Genomic DNA, 19,218 nt, shown 5'->3' with positions numbered 1-19,218 from the left:
GTCCGCTCGTCTCCGGTTTGTGTCTGCTCCATGAAACCTTCTCCATGTTGGCAGCCCGGCACGTTCTGCGCTGCACAATCGCCACCCGGCTCTTGGCAATGTGATAATGTTACATTATCACCGCGGCTAAGCGGAGGAGTGTCGGTATGGGTTTGGGCGTGGGGCGCGGCGTCGCCATCGTTGTTCTGGTGCTGCTCGGCCTTGCGCCGTCGATGGCCGCGGCGGAGGGGGCGCGGCTGAAGGCAGTGGCGACCTTCTCGATCCTGGCCGACCTCGTTTCGCAGGTCGGCGGCGATCAGGTCGCCGTGACGAGCCTCGTCGGACCCGACGCCGACGCTCACGGCTACTCCCCAACGCCGGGCGACGCCCGCAAGCTGGCCGAGGCGAATCTCGTCGTCGTCAACGGCCTCGGCTTCGAGGGCTGGATCGAACGGCTGATCAAGGCCTCGGGCACCAAGGCGCCGGTCACCATCGCTTCGAAGGGGGTGAAGACGGTCGCGGGCAGCCACGACCACGATCACGCCGAGGATCACGGACACGATCACGGCGACCACCCCGATCCGCATGCCTGGCAGAACGTGGCGAATGCCAAGCTCTACGTCGCCAACATCCGCGACGGCCTCAGCGCCGCCGACCCGGACCACGCCTCGTTCTACGCCGCGAACGCCGCCGCCTACACGCAGAAGCTCGATGCGCTGGACGGGGAGATCCGCTCGGCGCTCGCCGGGATCCCGGAGGAGCGGCGACGCATCATCACCACGCACGATTCCTTCGGCTATTTCAGCGCCGCCTACGGCATGCGCTTCCTGGCGCCGCAGGGCATCTCCACGGATAGCGAGGCCGGTCCGAAGGACGTTGCCCGCATCATCCGCCAGATTCGCCGGGACAAGGTACCGGCGGTGTTCGTGGAAAGCATCGCCGACCCGCGGCTGATGCAGCAGATCGCCCGCGAGAGCGGTGCCAAGGTCGGCGGGCGGATCTACTCCGACGCGCTGAGCGCGCCGGGTGGGCCGGCGCCGGGCTATCTGGAGATGATGCGCGCCAACCTCAACGCGTTCCGGGACGCGCTGAGCTGAGGGCCTAACCGCCCGTCATCGGTGGGAAGAAGGCAATCTCCTGCGCTCCGGCGATGGCGCTGCCGGGCTTGGCGTGGACCCGGTCGATGGCGGCGCGCACCACGCCCTCGTTCTCGAAGGCGTAGGCGTATTCCTCGCCCCGTGTCTTCAGCCAGCCGATCAGGTCGGCGACGGTGGCGACGCCGTCGGGCGGGCTCACCGTCTCCTCGGGCTTGCCAACGCGCTCGCGCACCCAGGCGAAGTAGACGAGCTTCATCTTGGAATCGTCCTCGTTGATGTGAACGCGCAAAGGCGCCTGCGTGCCGTCATTGCGAGGCGGAGCCGAAGCAATCCAGGGCTCCGCTCTTTCCGGACATGCCGCGATCTGGATCGCTTCGCATTCGCTCGCGATGACGGGCGCTTCAGCGCGGATCGTCGATCACGTGCCGGATCCCGGCCCTCATGTAGTCCCAGCCGGTGTAGAGCGTGAGGGCGGCGGCGAGCCAGAGCAGAACGATGCCGGCGGTGAGACTGCCGGGAAGGACGGCGTCGCCGGCCGGGCCGGCGACGAGGAAGCCGAGGGCGATGAGCTGCACCGTCGTCTTCCACTTGGCGATGCGGCTGACCGGCAGGCCGACTTTCAGCTCCGCCAGATACTCGCGCAGGCCGGAAACCAGCACCTCGCGGCACAGGATGACGATGGCCGCCCAGAGCGACATGCCGGCGATAGTGCGGTCGGCGGCCAGCATGAGGAGGAGGGCGGCGACGAGGAGCTTGTCGGCAATGGGGTCGAGCATCCGCCCGAGCGCCGAACTCTGCGCCCAGGCGCGGGCGACGTAGCCGTCGAGATAGTCGGTGATCGCGGCGGCCACGAACACGCCGAAGGCGGTCCAGCGCGCGGCGAACTCGTCCGGCCAGAACAGCAGGACGACGACGACCGGCACCGCGACGAGGCGGCCGTAGGTGAGGCAGTTCGCGAGCGTCCAGGCCTGCGACCGGCGTCGGGGGAGGACGGCGTTCATCGGCGGGGTGAAATCATGGGCGGCCGGGGGCGTCAACCGCGTCGTCGCTGCATCGGGTGCGGGCTCTCTCGGCACGGGGCTCGGCTCAAGCATTGGCGTGGAAGAAGTCGTAGACCGCCCGCGCAGTGGCGGCGTTCACGCCGGGCGCCTTGGCGAGATCCTCCAAGGCGGCGCGTTCGATGGCTTTCACCGTCCCGAAATGGTGCAGCAGTGCGCGCTTGCGAGTGGGGCCGATCCCGGCGATCTCGTCGAGCGGGTTTTTCGTCATCTCCCGCTTGCGCCGTGCGCGGTGGGTGCCGATGGCGAAACGGTGGGCCTCGTCGCGTAGGCGCTGTACGAAATAGAGCACGGGATCGCGCGGCGGCAGCTTGAACGGGCTGCGGCCGGGGACGAAGAAGGTCTCGCGGCCGGCATCGCGGTCGCGGCCCTTGGCGATACCGACCAGGGGCACGCCGGTCACGCCAATCTCGGCGAGCGAGGCGCGGGCCGCCTCCAATTGTCCGGCGCCGCCGTCGATCAGCACGAGGTCGGGCCAGGCGGGGAAGGCATCGGGATCGTCCGGCACCTCGGCCACCGCCGGAACGGCTTGCTCCGGGGCCTGCGGCTCGCCGGCCTCGCCTTCCTGTGGCGTGCGCGGCGCCTCCTTGGCCAGCCGCTTGAAGCGGCGGGTCAGCACCTCGCGCATCATTCCGAAATCGTCGCCGGGGGTCAGTTCCTCCGACTTGATGTTGAAGGTGCGGTAATGCGTCTTCATGAAGCCGGTCGGCCCGGCGACGATCATGCCGCCGACTGCCGCCGTGCCGGAAATGTGCGAATTGTCGTAGACTTCGACCCGCCGCGGCGGCTTGTCGAGCCCGAAGGACTGGCCCAGCGCGACGAGGAGCTTGCCCTGCGAGGCGGTGTCGGCGAGCCGGCGCCCGAGCGCCTCCTTGGCGTTGCGTTGCGCGTACTCGACGAGGTTCTTGCGCTCGCCCCGCTGCGGCTGGTGGACCTCGACGCGGTGCTCGACCCGGCTCGAGAGGGCGGCGGCCACGAGTTCGGCATCCTCGATCGTGTGGCTGACGAGGACGAGCCGCGGGGCCGGCTTGTCGTCGTAGAACTGCGAAATGAACGAGGCCAGCACCTCGTCCACGCTCATGGAGCGGTCCGCCTTGGGGAAGTAGGCGCGGTTGCCCCAGTTCTGGAAGTTGCGGAAGAAGAACACCTCGATGCAGAACTGGCCCGCCTGCTCGTCGATGGCGAACACGTCGGCCTCCTCGACGCCTTGCGTGTTCACCCCCTGCACGCCCTGGATCGCCGAGAGTGCGGCGATCCGGTCGCGGAAACGCGCGGCACGCTCGAATTCGAGGGCTTCGGAGGCGCGCTGCATCTCCTCGCGCATCCGGTCCTTCACCGCGTTCGACTTGCCCGAGAGGAAGGCGCGGGCGCTGTCGGCGAGGGAGGTATAGTCGTCCAGGGCGATCTCGCCGGTGCAGGGGCCGGAGCAGCGCTTGATCTGATAGAGCAGGCAGGGCCGGGTGCGGTTCTCGTAATAGCTGTCCGAGCAGGTCCGCATCAGGAAGGCGCGCTGGAGCGCGTTGACGGTGCGGTTGACCGCCCAGACATTGGCGAAGGGACCGTAATAATTGCCCTTTCGGCGGCGTGCGCCGCGATGCTTGACGATCTGCGGCGCCGGCCCGTCGCTGGTCAGCAGGATGTAGGGGAACGACTTGTCGTCCCGCATCAGCACGTTGAAGCGCGGCTTCAGCTGCTTGATGAGGTTGGCCTCCAGCAGCAGCGCTTCCGTCTCGGTCGCCGTGGTGACGAACTCCATCGCCGCCGTCTGGGCGATCATCCGGGCGATGCGGTTGGAATGCGCCTGACCGCGGGCGTAGGAGCCGACGCGGGCCTTCAAGTTCTTGGCCTTGCCAACGTAGAGCACGTCGCCCTTGGCGTCGAACATCCGGTACACGCCCGGCGAGGTCGGCAGGGTCGACCAGAACCGGCGGATGATCTCGGCGCCCGCCTGGACGGCGCCGGGCTCGAAATCGAAGTCGATCTCGGGCGCCTCGTCGAGGGAGGCAGCCTCGGCCTCGTCCTCGTCGAACCCGTCGGGCGGGACGTCGTCGAAGGCGGATCGGGTCGCGCGGCTCATGGCCCCGATGTAAGCCGCGGCGATTCCGGTTGAAAGGGCCGCGGTCGCCTCAGCCAGGACAATCGCTCCAAGCGATGGCCCTGTGACGGGAAGCGTCAGTCGAACAGGGCGTCGATGTCCGACTGATCGACGTGACCGGGATCGTCCTGAAGCTTCGGGCCGTTGAGAAGCGAGCTCTCGTCGTTCTCATCGACAACGGCGGTCTCGACCGCGAGCAGGTCGCGGAAGCCTTCGAGCCCGCTCCAGGCCTCGATAACGCGGTCGAGATGCTCCTCGACGAATTTCAGCACGTTGACGATCTTGCTGATGCGCTGACCGGTCAGATCCTGGAAGTTGCAGGCCTCGTAGGCTGAGATCACGTTGTCGAGGATGCCGTCGACGTTCTCCTGGGCAGCCTTGGGCAGGCGCAGGCCGCGCATCATGTTGGCGTTGGTCTCGATCCGCTCGATGCTGCCGAGGATCGTCGAGGTGGCCTGCTCGGTCGATTCGACCACCGCATCGAGCTCGCCGGCAACGCGGCGCATGCCCTTGCCCGTGGTCTCGGAGCGGTGGAGGCTGGCGATCTCGCCCTTGGTGCGGGTGATCGCTTCCTTCATCACTTCGAGCTCGTGGCGCATCGCGAACGCATCGTTGAGCTCGCGGCGGCAGGCTTCGATGGTCTCGCCGGCACTGGCCTGGGTGATGCGGCGCAGGTCGTTGATCGCCGTCAGGATTTCGTCGAGCCGCGGATTCGGAGTTGCCTCGGCCGGAGCCGCAGAGACACCGGCCGCCGGAACGGGCAAGCCCAGGCTTTCCTCGATGCGGTAGCGCTTGGTGATCATCGGTCGGACAGGCCTTCGAGGTAAAATTTCGCCTGACACAATCCCGTGCACTGGTTTCGATTTGCTGAAAGTTTTCCGAGGAGCGGGGTCATTTACGGCCCGTTGACGACAACTCGGACTTAGCGGGGGCTCGAGCCCCGGAGGAAATGATTCACCACGTCCATTCATCGCCCGCAGGCACGACCCGGAAAAGACTTGCCGCATCACACGTGTGCAGAGCAGGGGCCGGGGATGCGGGCGAAGTGGGGCGGGGCGCTGGCGGCGCTCGCGGTGCTGGGGTCGAGCGTGGTGGCGCAGGCGGAGCCGGGCCGCTACGGCGGCGGCTTCATCGAGTTCCTGATGACGGGAGATGGGTCGAGCCCGGCCCGGCGCGCGTCGGTCGATGGCTACGGGGCTCTCGGCGAGCCGCGGCCGCTAGCCGTCCCGCAGCCGCGCGCCCGGTTCGCGGCGCTGCCGACGCGGCCGGCGCCTGAGGAGGGAATGATCGCGCGTACCGTCGATCCGCGCTTTTCCCGGCAGGTTGTGGCCTATGACGGGCCGGGTCGTGCGGGCCAAATCGTCATCGATACGAACGCCAAATATCTCTACCTGATCCAGCCGGAGGGCCGAGCGATCCGCTACGGCATCGGTGTCGGGCGGCCGGGCTTCGTCTGGACGGGTGCGAAGACGATCTCGGCCAAGCGGGAATGGCCGGATTGGACGCCGCCTGCCGAGATGCTGCGGCGGCGCCCGGACCTTCCGCGGCACATGGTGGGGGGCCCGGAGAACCCGCTTGGGGCCCGGGCAATGTACCTCGGCACCTCGCTCTACCGCATCCACGGCACGAACGAGCCGCACACGATCGGACAGAACGTGTCCTCGGGCTGCATCCGCATGATGAACGAGGACGTGATCGACCTCTACGAGCGGACGCCGGTGGGCACCCGTGTCGAGGTGATCTGACGCGATCTTACGAAAGCAGAAGCCCGGCGCCGTGGGAGCGGCGCCGGGCTTTGCAAGCATTCAAGACGTGCGGGCGGGATCAGGCCCAGTCGTCGTCCCCGCCATCGCCGAGGTCGCCACCGAAATCGTCGCCGCCGCCGCCGCCGAACGAGGCGTCTTGGAAGCCGCCGTCGCCGCCACCGAGCGCCGACCCGAGATCCTGATCGCCGCCGCCACCGAACATGCCGCCGCCGGTCTCACCGCCGGCCAAGCCCGCCGCGGAGGCGCTACCGAGTTGCGAGTGGCCGCCCGCGAAGGCATTGGAGAGGGCGCTGCCGAGCAACATGCCGCCCGCTGCACCGGCCGCCATCGGCAGGGCGGTCGCCAGGAAGCCGCCGCCGCGCGCGGGCTGCTGCGCCTGTCCGCCCCAAGGCCCACCCTGCGGAGCGCCACCGTAACCCGGCTGCGGACCGCCCTGCGGACCGCCATACCCGCCCTGCTGGCCGTAGCCACCCTGCGGGCCCCAGGCCTGTCCCGCCGGTGGCCGCTGCGGCTCGGAGCGCTGGCCGCCGCCGAAGATGCTCGACAGGAAGCCGCCGCCACCACCGCCGGCCGGCTGCGACTGAGCTTGCTGGCGCGCCTGTTCGAGCTGCTGGTTGAGGCTCTTGATCGCCTCTTCCTGTACGTAGATGAGCTGCGCCATGGCGTAGGGCGCGTAAGGCTGGTTGCGGAGCTTCTCGGCAATGAAGCGCTCCGCATCGGCGTCCCGGGCCTGGCCGGATGCCTGTTCGAGCCGCTGGAAGATGCCGTTGATGATGTCGCGTTCTTCGCTGTTCATGGAGCCGTCTCCCTGAGGCGCCGACGGCGTCGACACCGCGCGGCGGCTACGAGATGGGGACCTGTGGAGCTTTTGTCAGGGGGCCAGCGTCGATTCCCCGCTCGCGGCGGGGCGGTTCGTACCCAGGCGCCGCACGGAATGGCCATAAAAAAAGCCCGGCGCGAAGCCGGGCTTTTCTAAGGGAGGTCCGGCGGTCCGGTGAGGGACCGCCGAAGTTCCGGATACTAGTACGAGCCGAACTTGTAGTTCAGGCCGGCGCGGACGACGGCGAACTCGGTCTCGCGGACCTGCTGGCCACCGCTGACGAGCACGACGCCCGGGCTGGTCACGGAGACCGTACGGCCCTGGTTGTCGGTGGCGAAGGCGCCACGGCCGCCGGTGCCGCGGTCGAGGTTCACGTACAGACCTTCGACCTTCAGGGTCACGGCCGACGACTTGAAGAAGTTCAGGAACGAGTCGGTCGGGAGAGCGTACTCGATACCACCACCAGCGGCCCAACCGGTCTGGAAGTCGTTGCTCGACACGCCGGTGCCGAACTCACGACCGCCGCCGGAACCGTAGGCGAAGCCGCCGGTGCCGTACACGAGGGTGCGGTCGAAGGCGTAGCCGAGACGGCCGCGGACGGTGCCGAAGAAGTCGAGGCCCGAGAGACCGGCCGGGTTGAACACCTGCTGGGCGGCCAGCGGGCTGGTCGACAGGAAGCGGTTCCGGTCACGGCCGAAATCGGCGTACTGGGCGTCAGCCTCGACGCCGATCACGACGCCCGAGCCCGGGGTGAACTGGTAGTTGTAGCCGATCTGACCACCGCCGACGAAGCCCTCGTTGGACTCGCGGTTGTTGAAGGCCACCACGGCCGTGGTGCCCGGGGGCACGAGCAGGGAGGCCGGGCCGACGCCGATCACGGTCGGGACGCGGTCGTCCTGGGTGCCGAAGCCGTAACCGGCGTTGAAACCGGCGTAGAAGCCCGTCCAGGTGAACACCGGCACCGGCTGGAACACCGGCGGGGGAGCCGCGCGGCGCGGGAGGTCGGCAGCGAGCGCCGAACCGGCGAAGGCGATGCCGGCGATGGCCGTGCCGGCGCGAAGGAAGGATTTCATTACTCTGGTCCTCTCTGACTGTACCGATGCTTCCGGAGAAGCGAGGCGGCACGGTGCCCCGTATCTATGCCAGCATCTCGGAAGATGCTGTTGCGGCTTGACCACGCCGACCGTCTCGAAAGCGGCCCCTTTGTGGCGGTGGTCTTTGTCCGCCGTCGTTCCAACCGGGAAACGTTACCGAACGGCCAAGGTTCACATACGGCCGAGCTTTTTTTGGTGACGGTTCCGGACAGATTGTCGCAGGGGTGCAACCACGGCGTTCCGCGACGGGGAGAGGCTTACGATGGATGCAGTGCGGGATGCGAGTGCTTCAGCGCACAAAAGCCCGGCCGTAGGCACCCTTGCGGCCGGCGTTGCACGGATGCAACGATTTCTGTGGGATCTCCGAAAAAACCCCTACGGCGTCAATGCGATCGCCGAGATCAGGCGCCCGTAATCCGGTTCGCTCCGGTGCGTGGTACGGCGGAAACTATAGAACCGGTCGGGATCGGCGTAGGTGCATAAGCCGAGCGAGGTCGCCTCGCCGATCCCCGCCTGGGCCAGCCGCGCGAGAATGAAACCCGGCAGATCGAACTGCGCGTGGCCCGGCCGCCCTTCTTTGAAGAAGGCCTCGCAATCGGTCACCTCGGCCCGGAAGCGCTCGATGAAATCCAGACCGACCTCGTAGCAGGCTTGCGCGATCGTCGGCCCGAGGACAGCGACGATGCTCCGGCGTTCGGCACCGAGCGCCTCCATGGCCGCGACCGTCGCTTCGACCACGCCCCCGAGCGCGCCCTTCCAGCCGGCATGGGCCGCGCCGACGACGCGATTTTCCGGGTCGGCGAACAGGATCGGCCCGCAATCGGCCGTGGCGATGCCGAGCGCGAGGCCGGGCACGCGCGTCACCATGGCGTCCGCCTTCGGGCGCTCGGCCAGGGGGAAGGGCACTTCGACGGTCACGACCTCAGCCGAATGCACTTGGTAGAGGCTGACGAGATTCTCGCGCGGGAGCCCAAGCTGCGCGCACATCCGCGCCCGGTTCTCGGCGACCGTTACCGGATCGTCGTTCGAGCCGATCCCGCCGTTCAGCGAGGCGTAGAGCCCATCCGAGACGCCGCCCTGCCGAGTGAAGAAGGCGTGCCGGATGTAGGAGTGCGAGCTCAGCTCGGGCGCTTCGATGAACATGGTCTCGCAGACTTTCTCTGGAAGTCTCAGGAAGGGGGCGGAAGCGCCGGGAGCGGTCCGAGCGCGGGATGGCTGGCGCAGAGCACCTTGAACAGGGCGCCCATCCCGCGCGGGTCCGGGTCGGTCAGGCGAAAGGCGGCGGCGTCGATCGCCTGCGTCTGATCCGGCGTGGCGCGAGCCTTGAGCCGCTCGGCGCGCATCGCAAGGCCGAGCCCCAGCAGGAAATCGCGCTGCGTCACGGGGCCGTGCACGGCGGCGTCTTCCGCGGCCGCCGCGCGGGCCAGCGCGCCGAAATCGACGTGCAGCGTCAGGTCGGCCTCGCCGGGCCGGGCGAGCGGGTCGGCAAAGCGGTGGCCGGCAACCGCCTGGAAGGTGTCGCCGAAGCCGGGCTGGTCGTATCCGTAATCGATCGCGAGGAGGACGCCGCCCCGCGCGACGAGACGGCGGCCGAGATCGCGCATCACGGCGAGCCCCTGGCTCGGCAGGGTCAGCACCGCGCCTGCCGACGCCGGCGCCGTAAGACGCGGATCGGGCTCCGGGTCGAGGCCGAAGGCCAGGGCGTCGCCCTCCGGCGTCAGACCCACGCGGCGCTCGCACCATCCAAGCGCCGTCCGGACGAACTGGCGGGCGGGGAGGGCGTCGAAGAACTCGTTGGCGATGACGAGAAGCGGCGCATCCGGCAGGCTTGCCACCGAGTCGTGGAAGGTCGGCGCTGCGTCGGCGAGCCGGTCCGCCTGGAGCCCGCGCAACACCGGGCTGGTCTCGACGAGATGCAGCTCGAAGTCGCTGCCGGCCGCGCGCAGGGCCCGCAGCGCGTCGGCCATCAGCGTGCCGCGGCCGGGCCCGAGTTCGACGAGGCAGGGACGCACGCCCGTCGCCGGCATCATCGCCAGCACCGCGGCGGCCCAGGCGCCGACCAGCTCGCCGAACATCTGGCTGATCTCCGGCGCGGTGACGAAGTCGCCGGCCCGGCCGAAGGGATCGCGCGTGGCGTAGTAGCCGTGCAGCGGATGCCCGAGGCAGAGCGCCATGTAGCGGTCGAGGCCGAGCGGTCCGCTCGCGTGGATCTCCCGCGCCAGGATCGCCAGCAGCGGCGTCGCCTCGGGGCTCACGTTCAGATCTGCCCCGCTTCGGCCTGGATCTCCGGCCCCGTCTTCCGAGGCCGCGTCACCCCGCGGGCAGCAAGGACGATGTAGACGAGCCCGACCAGCGCCATCGGCACGCAGAGCAGCATCCCCATGGTCACGCCGCCGCCGAGCGCGTTGACGTCCTGCCCGAACAGGAAGCCGAGCTGCCGGTCCGGCTCGCGGAAGAATTCGCAGAAGGTTCGCGCCAGCGCGTAGCCGAGGACGAAGATGCCGCCGAGCAGCCCCGGCTTGCGGAAGCCGAAGCGGCGCACGGCGAGCGCCATGACCACGAACAGCAGCAAGCCTTCCGTCGCGGCCTCGAACAGCTGGCTCGGATAGCGCGGCACGTCGCCCCCGGTGGGGAAGACGACGGCGTAGGGGAAGTCCGGCGCGGCGCGCCCCCAGAGTTCGCCGTTCACGAAGTTGGCGATGCGGCCGAAGAACAGACCCACCGGCACCACCACCGCGGCGATGTCGAGCATGGTGTAGCCGTTGAGGCCGCGCGCCCGCGCAAAGAGCAGCAGCGCCAGAATCGCCCCGAGGAACCCGCCATGGAACGACATGCCGCCGTTGCGGATCGCCAGGATCTCCATCGGATGATCGAGATAGAGCGGCAGGTTGTAGAACAGCACGTAGCCGATCCGTCCGCCGAGCACGACGCCGAGCGCGACCCAGACGATCAGGTCGTCGATATCGGCGAGCGTCGGACGCCTGACCACGCCCCAGAGCGAATCCGCCGCGACCAGCCGGCGCGCATAGAACCAGCCGCCGACGAGCCCGGCGATGTAGGACAGGGCGTACCACTTGATCTCGACCGGTCCGATCGAGACCGCGACCGGATCGATGGCCGGGAAGGGGAGGGCAAGAAGCGGCGGCATCGACGGCCCACGAGCGGCTGACGGTTCTGGAATGCGCGCCGCATTGGACCCGTGCCGCCGGGGGCGTCAAGGCAGAGCCGTCGTTGCACGCCGGGAGAACTGGACGCACTCTCGGCCGCCCACGCGAATCGGGAGGAGCGATGCTCGGCAACGCGGAAATGGTGGCGCGCCTCGTGCTCGCGGGGGCGATGGGTAGCGTGATCGGCTTCGAGCGGGAGCGGCTGCTCTGGGCCGCGGGCCTGCGCACGCACATGCTGGTCTGCGTCGGCGCCTGCCTCTTCATGATCGTCTCGGCCTTCGGCTTCTCCGACGTGCTCGGACAGAAGAACGTCACCCTCGACCCCTCGCGCATCGCCGCGCAGGTCGTCTCCGGCATCGGCTTTCTCGGCGCAGGCACGATCCTCCTGCGCGGCGAGGTGGTGAAGGGGCTCACCACCGCCGCGAGCCTGTGGGCGGTGGCGGCCATCGGCCTCGCGGTCGGCGGCGGCCTCTACGTGGCGGGCATCGCGGCGACGATCCTCGTTGTCGGCATCCTCGCGGGCGTGAAGCCGATCGAGGAGAGCTGGCGCGACCGGTTGCGCACCCACACGCTCCACCTCACCGTGAAGGCCGGCAGCCTCTCGATCGACACGCTGCAGGACGCCACCGGCGAGCGGGCCTCGCGCGTGCGCCAGTTCGTGGTGCGCCCCGGCGGGGAAGAGGGGCTGGAGGAGGTGACGATCGCCTTCGTCCGGCTCTCGCAGACGAGCGTCGCGGCCATCGCGGAGCGCCTGCGGCAGAATCCGGCCGTGGTGACCGTCCGTCTCGGCTCCGACCGCTGATCGCCGCATCGGACGATACTGAAATCGGCATCGCAACCCTATACGAACCGGCAAACCGCGCTACGACGTGCGGAGTTTGTCCTTCGCGAGAATCGAGCGAACCATGGCGTCGAAGCGGGTTCCTACCAGCCCCTATCCGGACCAGAAGCCCGGCACCTCGGGCCTACGCAAGAAGGTGCCCGTCTTCCGGCAGCCGCACTACGTCCAGAACTTCGTCCAGGCGATCATCGACTGCATCCCCGACCGGAAGGGCGCGACCCTGGTGATCGGCGGCGACGGGCGCTTCTACAACGAGCAGGTGGTGCAGATCGCCCTGAAGATCGCCGCCGCCAACGGCTTCGGGCGGGTGCTGGTCGGGCAGAACGGCCTGCTCTCGACGCCGGCCGCGTCCTGCGTCATCCGCAAGCACGGCGCGGTCGGCGGCATCGTGCTGTCGGCGAGCCACAATCCCGGTGGGCCGGATGGCGATTTCGGCATCAAGTTCAACGGCAGCAACGGCGGCCCGGCGCCGGAAAACGTCACCGCTGCAATCTTCGAGCGCACCAAGGCGATCGGCGATTACCGCATCTCCGATGCGCCCGACCTCGACCTCGGCCGGATCGGCACGAGCGAGATCGACGGGATGACGGTGGAGGTGGTCAATCCGGTCGCCGATTACGCCGAGTTGATGCGCACGCTGTTCGACTTCGAGGCGCTCGCCAAGATGTTCGCCTCCGGCTTCCGGATGCGCTTCGACGCGCTCTCGGCGGTCACCGGCCCCTACGCCAAGGCAATCCTGGAAGGGGCGCTGGGCGCGGCGCCGGGCACCGTCGTCAACGGCGAACCCAAGCCCGATTTCGGGGGGCACCATCCCGACCCGAACCCGGTTCACGCTCACGAACTGTTCGACCTAATGCACGGGCCCGACGCGCCGGATTTCGGCGCGGCCTCCGATGGTGACGGCGACCGCAACATGATCGTGGCGCCCGGCCTCTTCGTCACGCCGAGCGACAGCCTCGCCATCCTCGCCGCCCACGCCCACCGCGCACCGGGCTATGCCGGGGGCCTTGCCGGCGTCGCCCGCTCGATGCCGACGAGCCGCGCGGTAGACCGCGTCGCCGCCGCGCTCAAGATCGAGGCGTTCGAGACCCCGACCGGCTGGAAGTTCTTCGGCAACCTCTTGGATGCCGGCCGCATCACGCTCTGTGGCGAGGAGAGCGCCGGCACCGGCTCGAACCACGTGCGCGAGAAGGACGGTTTGTGGGCGGTGCTGCTCTGGCTCAACATCCTGGCCGCGACCGGCAAGCCGGCGCAGGAGCTGGTGCGGGCGCATTGGGCCGCGTTCGGCCGCGACTACTACACCCGCCACGATTACGAGGAGATCGACTCCGGCGCCGCCAACCGGCTGATGGACGGGCTTCGCGCGAAGATCGGCTCTCTGCCGGGCACCCGGATCGGCGGCTTCACGGTGAAGGCGGCGGACGATTTCCGCTACGTCGATCCGGTCGACGGTTCGGTGACGGAGGCGCAGGGCGTGCGCGTGACCTTCGCGGAGGATGCACGCATCGTCTACCGCCTCTCGGGCACCGGCACCGCCGGGGCGACCCTGCGCGTCTACCTCGAGCGCTACGAAGCCGCCCCCGATCGGCTTGAACTGCCGGTGGCCGACGTGCTCGGGCCCGTGGTCGCGGTGGCGCGGGAACTGGCGGACATCGCGGCAATCACCGGCCGCGCGGAGCCGAGCGTCGTGACGTGACGCGAAGAGGTCGCGCGCGCGGGGCGGGGCTCGGCCTCGCCCTGCTGCTTGCGGCAGGGCTGCCCGCCCGCGCCACCGAGGTGATGCTCGGGTCTTCCCGCTTCGAGCTGCCCGCCGTGTTCGAGGGTTGGACGCGCCGGGAGGCCGGCGACGGCCTTGTGTTCGAGCGCGTCTTCGAGCCGACCACGCCGCGCGGGCGCAAGGGCGCCGCGATCCTGATCGTCGCCAAGCCGACGCCGGCCTCGGGCCGATTCGACGATACGTTCGGCGCCTTCGTCCGCAGCCTCAAGCAGATCCCGCCCGGTGAGAAGCCGCTCACGTCGAGGACGGGCGAAACCCTCGACGGGCACCGCATCCGCGTCGAGCAGCGCTGCTGCCGCACGGCCGACGGCCTCCGCATGGCGGCGTGGCATATCGGGATCGACACCAAGTCGAGCGAGCATTTCCTGATGCTCCTCACGCTTCAAACCGAACGCGAGCAGGAAAAGCCGATCCGCGAGGGGTTCGAAGCGCTGGTGGCCTCCTACCGCCCGGCCAAGGACGACCGCGGCCTCGCCCTCTCGCCGGCCCGGGGGGATGGCGGCCTCGACGGTCTCTACACGCGCACCAAGACGCAGCTCCGGCCCAACGCCTTCGGCGGGATGGACTTCACCGCGGATCAGGACACGCTGCTCTTCGACAAGGGCGGCCTCTACACCGCGGAGCTTCCGCGCGTCGGCGACATGACCGCCCATTGCCGATCCAAGCCGAAGAGCTGCGGCACCTACGCGCTGAAGGGTGGCTGGTTCTCCGCCGACCGCATCGAGCGGGTCGAGGTTGAGGACGGGTTCGGGCGCGTCACGCGCTCCGGCGAAGCGTTTTCCCGCACGAAGGACGGGCTGACCCTCGGCGACCATACCTACTTCGCGGTGCCGCCCTTCGCCGACGGGCACCGCTTCGACGGCACGTGGAACCACACCTTCGGATCGAGCGGCGCGATGGGCTCGGTCGGCGGCACGCACACCCTCGCCCTGACGCCCGACGGCCGCTTCACCCGCGAGGGCGGCGTCGGCTTCTCCTCCACCGGCGGTTCGATGGACGGCAGCACCGTCGTGGCCGGCCACAGTCGGCGGCCGGTGCGGAACGGCCGCTACACGGTCTCTGGTTACCGGCTGACCCTGACGGACGAAACCGGGGCCGAGGAGACGCTGAGCCTGTTCGCGCCCGACCGGGATTCGCACAAGCTGCTGGTGATCGGCGGCGCCAACTATCTTCGGAAGGGGCGGTGAGTGGAGACCCCGGCGTCGAACGGCATCACGTTTGGTTCGGCTTCAGCTGATAGAAGATGTGCCGGCCAATCATGTCCTTGCGCTTGAGCCGGCGCGACCAGCCGGGGCGGACGTAATCGGCGTGGTAGTGGGTCGCGCCGCCGACCTCGCTGACATAGGTGCGGCCGTCGATCACCGCGCTGGCGACGCGGGTCGCGCTGCGCCAGGATTCCGCATCGGTGATGCGCAGCGACTTGCCCTCGCAGGCGAAGGAGAACTGGCAACCCATGAAGCGGTGGCGGTTCTGGTAGACGACGCCGCAGACCGAGGACGGGTAGAGCCCGCTCTTGACGCGGTTCAGAATGACTTGTGCGACGGCGGCCTGACCCTCCTCGGGCTCGCTGCGCGCCTCGAAATAGACGGCCTCGGCGAGGCAGCGCTGCTCGCGGTCCATCGCATTCGGATCGATCAGGTCGGCATAATGGGACTTGGCCTCCGGCGCCGTCATCTGCGGATCGAGGGCGGAGGGGCCGCGGTCGAGACGAGCCGAGAAGCCGGGAAGCGCGAGGTTCGCCGCGGCGACCTCGATCGGGGTCGCGTCGGCGGGCGCCGGCGTCACCGAGGATAGCGCAACGGCGCGGGGCGTGGCGGGGGTGGCGCCGTCCGAGTCGGCGAGCGCGGGGAGTCCGTCCTCTCCCGGCTCGGCTTCATGGGAGGCGCCGGGCGCCACCAGACCGGCATCGATGACGTCGGGGCTCCACGTCGTGGAGGCGACCAGCGCGCTTGTCGCGGCAACATCCCGCTCGGACAGCCTCCCGGAGCGGAGCGTCGCGTCGGTGCCCGCGGTAGCGGTGAAGGAAACCAGCAGGCCGCTCGCCAGCATCCACGGCACCACGGCCGAGACGATCCAGCGGGGGCCAAGCCCCAGGCCTCGAACGCGCCTCGTACGCAACGCCGACACTCCACGCTCACGAGCGGCCGGAAGGCCTAGCTTAGACCAAGCCGGGGCGACCGTTCCTCATGAGCGGAGTTTAATCGCGAACGTGGTTGCCGGACGGTTAAGGGTTCGGGCGGACGTGTTGCCGGATCAGGCCGTTGACGAGAATCGCGGCGTAGCCGCTGCCGTTCTGGGCGGCGACGATCATCCGGCCCGCCTCGCGGTCGTTGCGGTCGGCCTCGAAGTAGACGAGCCCGGTCACACCGACCGCCGCGGTCAACGCAGCGATGATCCAGAGATAGGCCGCCTGCATCGCCCGGTGACCGGGAACGATGGCGCGATGATCGAGGAGGGCAGAGGGGGAGTCGGGGTGCGACATGCCTGGAAGTCCCGCGAATGCCCTGGTCGGAAGACCAATCGGCGCTCTCCGCGCTATGGACTCCGGCTAGCAGGTAACGTGCCCACGCGACACGGGTTCAGGCCGCTGTCCGCAAAATTATTGCGAAGCTTGCCCCACCTCCCGGAAGGCCCCCGCGGGTCATGCCCGCGGAGGCGTGGGTCGTTTTCTCAGGCGTCCTTGCCGAGGGCCGCCTGCGCCGCCGCGAGGCGGGCGATCGGCACGCGGAAGGGCGAGCAGGACACGTAGTCGAGTCCGACCTCCTGGCAGAAGGCGATCGAGGCCGGGTCACCGCCATGCTCGCCGCAGATGCCGAGCTTGAGCCCGGCGCGGGTTGCACGGCCGCGCTCGACGCCGATCCTCACCAACTCGCCGACGCCCTCCTGATCGATCGATACGAACGGATCGACCGCGAGAATGCCCTTCTGGGTGTAGGGCCCGAGGAAGGTCGCGGCATCGTCGCGAGAGATGCCGAGCGCCGTCTGGGTCAGGTCGTTGGTGCCGAAGGAGAAGAACTCCGCGGTCTCGGCGATCTCGCCGGCCTTGAGCGCGGCGCGGGGCAGCTCGATCATCGTGCCGACCTGATAGTCGAGCGTGGCGCCCGTCTCCTCCGACACGGCCTTGGCCATGGCGTCGATGCGGGCCTTGACGATGTCGAACTCCATCCGCGTGAACACCAGCGGCACCATCACCTCCGAGGTCACCGGGGCGCCGGTATCCTTGGCGGCCTGAATCGCGGCCTCGAAGATCGCGCGGGCCTGCATCTCCGCGATCTCGGGGAAGGCGATGGCGAGGCGGCAGCCGCGGAAGCCGAGCATCGGGTTGTGCTCGGAGAGTTCGCGGATGCGATTGCGGATCTTGTCCTCGCTGATGCCGGTGGCCGACATCACCTCGCGGATTTCCTCGTCCGTGTGCGGCAGGAACTCGTGCAGCGGCGGATCGAGCAGGCGGATCGTGACGGGCAGGCCCGACATGATCGTGAACAGCTCGACGAAGTCCTGCCGCTGGTAGGGGAGGATCTTGGCGAGCGCCGCGCGGCGGCCTTCGGTGTCGTCGGCGAGGATCATTTCGCGCACGGCGATGATCCGATCACCCTCGAAGAACATGTGCTCCGTGCGGCACAGGCCGATGCCCTCGGCGCCGAACTTGCGGGCGGCGCGGGCGTCGGCCGGGGTGTCGGCGTTGGTGCGGACCTTCATGGTGCGGACGGCGTCGGCCCACTCCATCAGGGCGGCGAAATCACCCGACAGCTCCGGCTGGAGCATCTTGACCTCGCCCTGGATCACCTGGCCGGTCGAGCCGTCGATGGTGATGACGTCGCCCGCCTTCAGGGTGACGCCGCCGACGGTGAGCGTCTGCGCCTTGTAGTCGATCCGGATCGAGCCGACGCCGGAGACGCAGGGCTTGCCCATGCCGCGGGCGACCACCGCCGCGTGGCTGGTCATGCCGCCGCGGGTGGTGAGGATGCCCTCGGCCGCGTGCATGCCGTGGATGTCCTCCGGCGAGGTCTCGATACGCACGAGGATGCAGCGGCGCTCGGCCTTCTTGGCGGTCTCGGCAGCTTCCGAGTTGAACACGATCTCGCCGACCGCCGCGCCGGGCGAAGCCGGCAGGCCGGTGGCGATGACCTTGCGCTCGGCATCCGGATCGATGGTCGGGTGCAGAAGCTGATCGAGCGCGCCGGGCTCGATGCGCTTGATCGCCTCTTTCTTCGAGATCAGGCCCTCGCCCGCGAGTTCCACGGCGATGCGCAGGGCCGCCTTGGCGGTGCGCTTGCCGTTGCGGGTCTGGAGCATCCAGAGCTTACCGCGCTCGATGGTGAACTCCATGTCCTGCATGTCGCGGTAATGCTTTTCGAGGATCCCGTAGATCCGCGTCAGCTCGGCGAAGCTCTCGGGCATCGCCTTTTCCATCGACGGCTTATCGGACTTCGCCTCCAGCCTCGCCTTCTCGGTGATGTCCTGCGGCGTGCGGATACCCGCCACCACGTCCTCGCCCTGGGCGTTGATGAGGAACTCGCCGTAGAGCGCGCTCTCGCCGGTGGAGGGGTTGCGGGTGAAGGCGACGCCAGTGGCCGAGGTGTCGCCCATGTTGCCGAACACCATGGCCTGGACGTTCACCGCCGTGCCCCAGCTCTCGGGGATCTGGTTCAGCTCGCGGTACTTCTTGGCCCGCGGGATCATCCAGGAATCGAACACCGCGCCGATCGCGCCCCAGAGCTGGTCCTCCGCCCCCTGCGGGAAGTCGGAGCCGTGCTCGTCGCGGACGATCTTCTTGTAGACGCCGATCAGGTGCTTCCAGTCATCGGCCTTCAGGTCGGTGTCGAGGGTGAGGCTCTTCTGCTCCTTGTAGTGCTCCAGCGCCTCCTCGAAGGCGTGGTGCTCCACGCCGAGCACGACGTTCGAGTACATCGTGATGAAGCGGCGGTAGGAATCGTAGGCGAAGCGCTCGTCCTCGGCGTCCTTGGCCAGGGCCTCGACGGTGGCGTCGTTGAGGCCGAGATTGAGCACCGTGTCCATCATGCCCGGCATCGAGGCCCGCGCACCGGAGCGGACCGAGACGAGCAACGGCTTTTCGGCATCGCCGAAGCGGCGGCCGGTGAGCGTGCCGACCTTGTCCAGGGCTTCCTTCACCGCGTCGGTGAGCTCGGCCGGGTAGGTCTCGCCATGCTGGTAGTAGTAGGTGCAGACTTCGGTGGTGATGGTGAAGCCGGGGGGAACCGGAAGGCCGAGATTTGACATCTCGGCGAGGTTCGCGCCCTTGCCGCCGAGCAGGTTGCGCATCGACGCCTCGCCCTCGGCCTTGCCATCACCGAAGGAATAGACCCATTTCGTCATCAGGCTCTCCGCTGGACGGATGTGGCGACCTTAGCGCCGTTCACGCGGGCGTGGCGCATCTCATGTCGCAGTGCAAGGATTAGCTTCGTGTCGCTCCGCGGCCGGGAGTGACGATGTGAAGGCGCTGTCAGGAACGAAAGTACGCACCTCATACGACAGGCACCTTCCGCGCGTTCAGCGCGTTTCG

General features: G+C 68.8%; 17 protein-coding genes. 5 read left to right on the top strand and 12 right to left on the bottom strand.

Translation table 11 applies throughout. The features are described from left to right. The first annotated feature begins 146 nt into the window (after window positions 1-146). Window positions 147-1,076 carry a metal ABC transporter substrate-binding protein gene (locus tag J2W78_RS14600; RefSeq protein WP_253371598.1) on the top strand — a complete coding sequence of 310 codons (930 nt, stop codon included), beginning with the start codon at window positions 147-149 and terminating at the stop codon, window positions 1,074-1,076. A 4-nt stretch (window positions 1,077-1,080) separates the two neighbouring features. Here the strand turns inward: J2W78_RS14600 and moaD are convergent, their stop codons facing one another. The 4 genes from moaD to J2W78_RS14580 all read right to left on the bottom strand — a co-directional run bounded on the left by moaD (window position 1,081) and on the right by J2W78_RS14580 (window position 5,032). Continuing rightward, window positions 1,081-1,332 carry a molybdopterin converting factor subunit 1 gene (moaD, locus tag J2W78_RS14595; protein ID WP_253371596.1) on the bottom strand — a complete coding sequence of 84 codons (252 nt, stop codon included), beginning with the start codon at window positions 1,330-1,332 and terminating at the stop codon, window positions 1,081-1,083. A 145-nt stretch (window positions 1,333-1,477) separates the two neighbouring features. Then, window positions 1,478-2,077, bottom strand: coding sequence for a CDP-diacylglycerol--glycerol-3-phosphate 3-phosphatidyltransferase (pgsA, locus tag J2W78_RS14590; RefSeq protein ID WP_253371594.1), 600 nt, complete (start codon window positions 2,075-2,077; stop codon window positions 1,478-1,480). A gap of 85 nt (window positions 2,078-2,162) precedes the next feature. Then, entirely contained in the window at window positions 2,163-4,211 is a 2,049-nt protein-coding gene (uvrC, locus tag J2W78_RS14585; RefSeq protein ID WP_253371592.1) for an excinuclease ABC subunit UvrC, read from the bottom strand. A 95-nt stretch (window positions 4,212-4,306) separates the two neighbouring features. Continuing rightward, window positions 4,307-5,032, bottom strand: coding sequence for a protein phosphatase CheZ (locus tag J2W78_RS14580; protein WP_253371590.1), 726 nt, complete (start codon window positions 5,030-5,032; stop codon window positions 4,307-4,309). 231 nt (window positions 5,033-5,263) lie between these two features. Here J2W78_RS14580 and J2W78_RS14575 point away from each other — a divergent pair, with 231 nt between their 5' ends. Beyond that, entirely contained in the window at window positions 5,264-5,974 is a 711-nt protein-coding gene (locus J2W78_RS14575; RefSeq protein ID WP_253374047.1) for a L,D-transpeptidase, read from the top strand. A 79-nt stretch (window positions 5,975-6,053) separates the two neighbouring features. Here J2W78_RS14575 and J2W78_RS14570 read toward each other — a convergent pair whose 3' ends face one another. The 5 genes from J2W78_RS14570 to lgt form a co-directional block, all read right to left on the bottom strand. Beyond that, window positions 6,054-6,791 carry a DUF2076 domain-containing protein gene (locus J2W78_RS14570; protein ID WP_253371588.1) on the bottom strand — a complete coding sequence of 246 codons (738 nt, stop codon included), beginning with the start codon at window positions 6,789-6,791 and terminating at the stop codon, window positions 6,054-6,056. Window positions 6,792-7,015: 224 nt separating this feature from the next. Then, window positions 7,016-7,888, bottom strand: coding sequence for an outer membrane protein (locus tag J2W78_RS14565; protein WP_253371586.1), 873 nt, complete (start codon window positions 7,886-7,888; stop codon window positions 7,016-7,018). Between the two features lie 396 nt (window positions 7,889-8,284). After that, a complete protein-coding gene (gene pgeF / locus J2W78_RS14560) occupies window positions 8,285-9,052 on the bottom strand; it encodes a peptidoglycan editing factor PgeF (protein WP_253371584.1) in 768 nt (255 codons plus the stop codon). A gap of 26 nt (window positions 9,053-9,078) precedes the next feature. Beyond that, window positions 9,079-10,164 carry a class I SAM-dependent methyltransferase gene (locus tag J2W78_RS14555; protein WP_253371582.1) on the bottom strand — a complete coding sequence of 362 codons (1,086 nt, stop codon included), beginning with the start codon at window positions 10,162-10,164 and terminating at the stop codon, window positions 9,079-9,081. Window positions 10,165-10,166: 2 nt separating this feature from the next. Further along, window positions 10,167-11,057, bottom strand: coding sequence for a prolipoprotein diacylglyceryl transferase (gene lgt / locus J2W78_RS14550; RefSeq protein ID WP_253371580.1), 891 nt, complete (start codon window positions 11,055-11,057; stop codon window positions 10,167-10,169). Window positions 11,058-11,197: 140 nt separating this feature from the next. On the opposite strand from lgt, the gene J2W78_RS14545 reads away from it, so the two are divergent. From J2W78_RS14545 to J2W78_RS14535, 3 genes are all read left to right on the top strand, one after another. Next, window positions 11,198-11,878 carry an MgtC/SapB family protein gene (locus J2W78_RS14545; protein ID WP_253371578.1) on the top strand — a complete coding sequence of 227 codons (681 nt, stop codon included), beginning with the start codon at window positions 11,198-11,200 and terminating at the stop codon, window positions 11,876-11,878. Window positions 11,879-11,981: 103 nt separating this feature from the next. After that, window positions 11,982-13,613, top strand: coding sequence for an alpha-D-glucose phosphate-specific phosphoglucomutase (locus J2W78_RS14540; RefSeq protein ID WP_253371577.1), 1,632 nt, complete (start codon window positions 11,982-11,984; stop codon window positions 13,611-13,613). Then, complete coding sequence (locus J2W78_RS14535; protein WP_253371575.1) at window positions 13,610-14,881, top strand: hypothetical protein; 1,272 nt, start codon at window positions 13,610-13,612, stop codon at window positions 14,879-14,881. Before J2W78_RS14540 ends, J2W78_RS14535 begins: the two co-directional genes overlap by 4 nt. A gap of 25 nt (window positions 14,882-14,906) precedes the next feature. Here J2W78_RS14535 and J2W78_RS14530 read toward each other — a convergent pair whose 3' ends face one another. From J2W78_RS14530 to ppdK, 3 genes are all read right to left on the bottom strand, one after another. After that, window positions 14,907-15,812 (bottom strand): cell wall hydrolase, encoded by a 906-nt coding sequence (locus tag J2W78_RS14530; protein ID WP_253371573.1) that lies wholly within the window; start codon window positions 15,810-15,812, stop codon window positions 14,907-14,909. Between the two features lie 106 nt (window positions 15,813-15,918). Beyond that, window positions 15,919-16,176: a hypothetical protein gene (locus J2W78_RS14525; RefSeq protein WP_253371571.1), complete on the bottom strand. Its 258-nt coding sequence runs from the start codon at window positions 16,174-16,176 to the stop codon at window positions 15,919-15,921. Between the two features lie 188 nt (window positions 16,177-16,364). Continuing rightward, on the bottom strand, window positions 16,365-19,031 hold the full coding sequence (ppdK, locus tag J2W78_RS14520) for a pyruvate, phosphate dikinase (protein WP_253371569.1): 2,667 nt from the start codon (window positions 19,029-19,031) through the stop codon (window positions 16,365-16,367). Window positions 19,032-19,218 lie beyond the last annotated feature (187 nt).

The organism is Methylorubrum extorquens, from assembly GCF_024169925.1.
GTDB classification, from domain to species: domain Bacteria; phylum Pseudomonadota; class Alphaproteobacteria; order Rhizobiales; family Beijerinckiaceae; genus Methylobacterium; species Methylobacterium extorquens_A.
This window is presented reverse-complemented; position numbering and strand designations above follow the sequence as displayed.

What these genes read in the sequence shown, in the direction of transcription:
- pgeF (WP_253371584.1), bottom strand. Translation starts at nt 9,052, where the DNA reads ATGTTCATCGAAGCGCCCGAGCTGAGCTCGCACTCCTACATCCGGCAC.
- J2W78_RS14545 (WP_253371578.1), top strand. Translation starts at nt 11,198, where the DNA reads ATGCTCGGCAACGCGGAAATGGTGGCGCGCCTCGTGCTCGCGGGGGCG.
- J2W78_RS14580 (WP_253371590.1), bottom strand. Translation starts at nt 5,032, where the DNA reads ATGATCACCAAGCGCTACCGCATCGAGGAAAGCCTGGGCTTGCCCGTT.
- pgsA (WP_253371594.1), bottom strand. Translation starts at nt 2,077, where the DNA reads ATGAACGCCGTCCTCCCCCGACGCCGGTCGCAGGCCTGGACGCTCGCG.
- J2W78_RS14525 (WP_253371571.1), bottom strand. Translation starts at nt 16,176, where the DNA reads ATGTCGCACCCCGACTCCCCCTCTGCCCTCCTCGATCATCGCGCCATC.
- J2W78_RS14600 (WP_253371598.1), top strand. Translation starts at nt 147, where the DNA reads ATGGGTTTGGGCGTGGGGCGCGGCGTCGCCATCGTTGTTCTGGTGCTG.
- J2W78_RS14575 (WP_253374047.1), top strand. Translation starts at nt 5,264, where the DNA reads ATGCGGGCGAAGTGGGGCGGGGCGCTGGCGGCGCTCGCGGTGCTGGGG.
- ppdK (WP_253371569.1), bottom strand. Translation starts at nt 19,031, where the DNA reads ATGACGAAATGGGTCTATTCCTTCGGTGATGGCAAGGCCGAGGGCGAG.
- J2W78_RS14540 (WP_253371577.1), top strand. Translation starts at nt 11,982, where the DNA reads ATGGCGTCGAAGCGGGTTCCTACCAGCCCCTATCCGGACCAGAAGCCC.
- J2W78_RS14570 (WP_253371588.1), bottom strand. Translation starts at nt 6,791, where the DNA reads ATGAACAGCGAAGAACGCGACATCATCAACGGCATCTTCCAGCGGCTC.
- J2W78_RS14565 (WP_253371586.1), bottom strand. Translation starts at nt 7,888, where the DNA reads ATGAAATCCTTCCTTCGCGCCGGCACGGCCATCGCCGGCATCGCCTTC.
- lgt (WP_253371580.1), bottom strand. Translation starts at nt 11,057, where the DNA reads ATGCCGCCGCTTCTTGCCCTCCCCTTCCCGGCCATCGATCCGGTCGCG.
- uvrC (WP_253371592.1), bottom strand. Translation starts at nt 4,211, where the DNA reads ATGAGCCGCGCGACCCGATCCGCCTTCGACGACGTCCCGCCCGACGGG.
- moaD (WP_253371596.1), bottom strand. Translation starts at nt 1,332, where the DNA reads ATGAAGCTCGTCTACTTCGCCTGGGTGCGCGAGCGCGTTGGCAAGCCC.